This window comes from Nocardia lijiangensis NBRC 108240, assembly GCF_001613045.1.
GTDB classification, from domain to species: domain Bacteria; phylum Actinomycetota; class Actinomycetes; order Mycobacteriales; family Mycobacteriaceae; genus Nocardia; species Nocardia lijiangensis.
Genome location: NZ_BDBP01000189.1, coordinates 1 through 4,764 on the forward strand (window position 1 = coordinate 1; position 4,764 = coordinate 4,764).

The 4,764-nt window shown below is 68.2% G+C and carries 1 protein-coding gene; it reads left to right on the forward strand.

Features of this window, described 5'->3' with window-relative positions:
- Nucleotides 1-4,764, forward strand: a 4,764-nt coding sequence (locus tag NL1_RS38040; RefSeq protein ID WP_156095208.1) for a type I polyketide synthase, incomplete at both ends; no start/stop codon positions are given.

Sequence of the window (4,764 nt, forward strand, 5' to 3'; positions counted from 1 at the left end):
CTGTCCGGCGCGATCACCGACACCCTGGCGGAGTCGCATCCGGAGTTCGTGGTGACCGCCGCATTGCGTCGCGACAGGTCCGATCCGCAGTACTTCATGACCAGCCTGGCCGAACTATTCAGCGCCGGTATTGCCGGTTCGATCGCGGACCCGGGCTCGGATTCGACTGCGGGAATACCTGTTCCGCGCGTGGAACTGCCGACATACGCGTTCCAGCGCAAGCGGTTCTGGTTGGAATCGGTCGACCCCGCCGGTGACGCGGGCGCCTTGGGCGTCGGTGCGGCGGGGCATCCACTGCTGGGCGCCGTGGTGGAGCTGCCCGCCGGTGGAGTCGTGGCGACCGGCAGGTTGTCCTTGCGCTCGCATCCATGGCTGGCCGACCATCAGGTCGCCGGTGCGATATTGCTACCCGGCACCGGATTCGTGGAATTGCTCATCGCCGTGGGCGACGGTGTCGGATGTACGGTGCTCGAAGAGCTGACGGTGGTCACACCGTTGCTGCTGTCTCTCGAATCCGTGCAGGTGCGGGTCACGGTAGGCGAACCCGATGCGGATGGCCGCCGCGAGGCGAGTGTGCACTCACGCCGGGACGGCGGTGCCGGTCAGTGGCTGCTCCATGCCGCCGCTGTGCTCACTCCGGAGCCCGAGACCACCACCGCGGCAGCGGGTTTGGGATCGTGGCCGCCGGCTGACGCCACCGAGATCGACCTCGCCGACGTCTACGAGCGCATTGCCAACCACAATTACGGACCGGTCTTCCAAGGTCTGCGCCGCGTATGGCGCCGCCCCGGCGAGGTCTTCGCCGAGATCTCGGTTCCCGAGGAGGAGCGTGCGCGGGCCGCGGAGTTCCTCCTGCACCCCGCGCTGTTCGACAGCGCACTGCATGCCATGCTGCCGGGTGTCAGCGACGGACACGATCAGGTTGGCAGCGCGGGACTACCGTTCCTGTGGAACGGGGTTCGGATACATGCCGCCGGAGCGGCCCGCGCACGTGTGTCGATTACGCCCGCCGCGGATGGGGGTGTAGCGATCCGCCTGGCCGGCGAGGATGACCGACCGATCGTCACGGTCGATTCGATGACGGTGCGCGAGGTCTCGCGGCAGCTGGTTCAACCGAATCGTGATCTGCCGCAGAACTCGCTGTACCAGGTCGAGTGGATCGGGCAGCTGGTGCCGGAATCGATCGAGCAGAACACCTCCGACTGGGTGTTCCTGGGCGACAATGACACCGGCACGGCGGACGGCGGTCGATGGTTGCCGAATCTGGCAGCGCTGACCGCTGAGCTCGAGGCCGGTGGCCCGGTTCCCGCGGTCGTGGTGGCGCCGGTCGGTGCGGCGCGTACGAGCGACGCGGTGGTCGAGGTCGTGTACCGGCAGGTCGACGCGGTGCTGGCGCTGCTGCAGACGTGGCTGGCCGATCCTCGGCTCGCGGAGGCGCGCCTGGTGGTGCTGACCCACACCGCTTCCGGTATCGGTGGCTCCGAATCCGGTGTCGCGGCAGTCGATTCGGTGTCGTCCCTGGCGGGTGCGGCGGTGTGGGGCCTGGTGCGTTCGGCGCAGACCGAGAACCCCGATCGGTTCGTGCTGGTCGATACCGATGATTCGCCGGACTCGTGGCGGGTGCTGGGCGCCGCCCTGGACGGTGGTGAGTCGCAACTGGTGCTGCGCGCGGGACAGGTGAGCGTGCCGCGCCTAGAGCGAGTACCCGCGAATGACGCTCTCGCCGAGGATGTTTCGCCGATGTGGGATGGCGAGGGCACGGTGTTGATCACCGGTGGCTCGGGGGCCCTGGGTTCCATGCTGGCCCGGCATGTGGTCACCGCGCATGGCGTGCGGCATGTACTGCTGGTGAGTCGTCGCGGTGAATCGGCGGCGGGATTCGCCGGTCTACAGGAGGAGTTGCTCGCGGCCGGTGCGCTGTCGGTGACCGCAGCCGCGTGTGATGTGGCCGACCGCGCGCAACTGACGGGGGTATTGGCCGGGGTGGATCCGGAGTTCCCGGTGCGGGTGGTGGTGCACACCGCGGGTGTGCTGGACGACGGTGTGATCACTTCGCTGACCGAGGCGCAGTTGCGGCGCGTCCTCGAGCCGAAGGTCGCCGCGGCCTGGAACCTGCACGAACTGACCCGGCACTTGGATCTGCGCGCATTCATTCTCTATTCGTCCTCGGCGGCCGCCTTCGGTGCGCCCGGCCAGGGCAACTACGCCGCAGGCAATGCGTTCCTGGACGGATTGGCGCGGTACCGGCACGGATTGGGTCTGCCCGCGATCTCGCTGGCGTGGGGCCTGTGGGAGCAGGCCGCGGGGATCACCGGACAGTTGCAGGCGGCTGATCGGAACCGCATGACCCGTGGCGGTTTGATCCCCATGAGCGAGACCGAGGGACTCCAGCTCTTCGACGCGGCCACCGCGAGCACCCTGCCGAATGTGGTGCCGGTGCGGCTGGATGTGGACAAGGTCCACGACAGCGGAATCGCGATTCTGCACAATATCGCGGCGGGCGCGAGCCGTCGTTCGATCAGAAGCAGGTCGAACACCGCCGGCGACGGCACGTTGATCGCCCGGCTCACGGCGATGGACCCGGCGCAGCGGGTGCAAGCACTGACCGATCTGATCGGCACACAGACCGCGGAGGTGCTCGGATACGAGTCCGGCGCGGTCGGTGACCAGGTGGCCTTCGGCGAGCTGGGTCTCGACTCGCTGACGGCCGTCGAATTGCGCAACCGGTTGACGAAACTGACCGGGCTGCGGCTACCGACCACCCTGGTCTTCGACTACCCGACCGTGGCGGAGCTGGTGGCCTACGTGGCGACCGAGATATCGGGAGCGGTGGCCGAGGCCGCGCCTGCGCCCGCGGTCGCCGTCCGCACCAAGGCCACGCTCGATGATCCGATCGTGATCGTGGGGATGGGCTGTCGTTTCCCAGGGGGCGTGGGGTCGCCGGATCAGTTGTGGCGCCTGGTCGCCGATCAGGTGGACGCAATATCGGAGTTGCCGGTCGATCGTGGGTGGCCGGAGGATCTGTTCGATCCGGACCCGGACGCGACCGGTAAGAGCTATGCGCGTGAGGGTGGATTCCTTTACGACGCGGGCAATTTCGATGCCTCGTTCTTCGGTATCTCGCCGCGTGAGGCGCTGGCGATGGATCCACAGCAGCGGCTGCTGCTGGAAACGGCCTGGGAGACGATCGAACACGCGGGTATCGACCCCACCACGTTCAGGGGCAGCCAAACCGGCGTCTACCTGGGTGTGACCGGTTCGGACCATGCCGTACCCCTGGTGGGCTCGGGGGATTTCGAGGGATACGTGCTCACCGGAAGCGCGGGAAGTATCGCGACGGGCCGCGTGTCCTATGTGCTCGGTTTGATGGGGCCCGCGGTCTCGGTGGATACCGCATGCTCCTCGTCGCTGGTGACACTGCATCAGGCCGCCGCGGCGCTGCGGGCGGGCGAGTGCTCCATGGCCCTGGCGGGCGGCGTGACCGTCATGTCGACACCGGGCATGTTCCTGGAGTTCTCGCGTCAGCGGGGTCTGGCCCCGGACGGCCGGTGCAAGTCGTTCTCGGCCGTCGCGGATGGTGTGGCCTGGTCTGAAGGCGTGGGAATGCTGCTGCTGGAACGACTTTCGGACGCCCGCCGACTGGGGCATGAGGTGTTGGCGGTGGTGCGTGGCTCCGCCGTGAATCAGGACGGCGCTTCCAACGGACTGACCGCACCGAACGGTCCGTCCCAGCAGCGAGTCATCCGGGCCGCGTTGGCCAACGCGGGATTGTCCGCCGCCGCGGTCGATGTGGTCGAGGCCCACGGCACCGGTACCCGGCTGGGCGATCCGATCGAAGCCGCGGCCCTGCTGGCCACCTACGGGCAGGATCGGCCCGCGGAGCGGCCGCTGTGGCTGGGATCGGTGAAGTCCAATATCGGTCACAGCCAGCATGCCGCCGGAGTGGCCGGTGTGATCAAGATGGTGATGGCCATGCGGCACCGGCTGCTGCCCGCGACCCTGCACGTGGACGCGCCGTCCCCGCACGTGGACTGGACCGCCGGTGCGATCGATCTGCTGACCACCTCGCGTCCGTGGGACACCGTCGGCGACGCTCCGCGCCGTGCCGCGGTGTCGTCCTTCGGGGTGAGCGGCACGAATGCGCACGTCATTCTCGAACAACCGGCGAACGCGGACGATGTCCACTCGCCAGGCGAGTCCACAGCGTCGGACCGGGTGATCTCGGACGGGCCGGCGGCATGGGTGGTTTCGGCGAAATCCGCTGCCGCACTGCGTGCTCAAGCAGGGCGGCTGCGCGATCATGTGCAGGACCGTCCCGAGCTTCGGCCCGCGGAGGTGGCCAGGGCCCTGCGCGAATCGCGCGCATTGTTCGACCACCGTGCGGTGGTGATCGGCCAGGACCGCGAGACACTGCTGGCCGGATTGGCGCGGGTAGCAACGGGCGAGGGCATCGATGTGCTGCGGGAGGAGACGGCCGGAGGCGGTATCGTCGTCGGCGCGGCCGCTGGTACGAGTTCCGATGTGGCAGTGGTGTTCTCGGGTCAAGGCTCGCAGCGGGTGGGTATGGGTTTGGGCCTGTGCGTGTTCCCGCCCTTTGCCGCGTCCCTGGATCGGGTTTGTGCCGTCTTGGATCCATTGGTGGGTGTCTCGCTTCGTGGGGTGATCGCCTCGGGTGCGGGCCTGGACGACACCGGGTTGGCGCAGCCTGCGTTGTTCGCGCTCGAGGTGGCGTTGTACGAGCTGCTGGTGGCGTGGGGTGTGGAG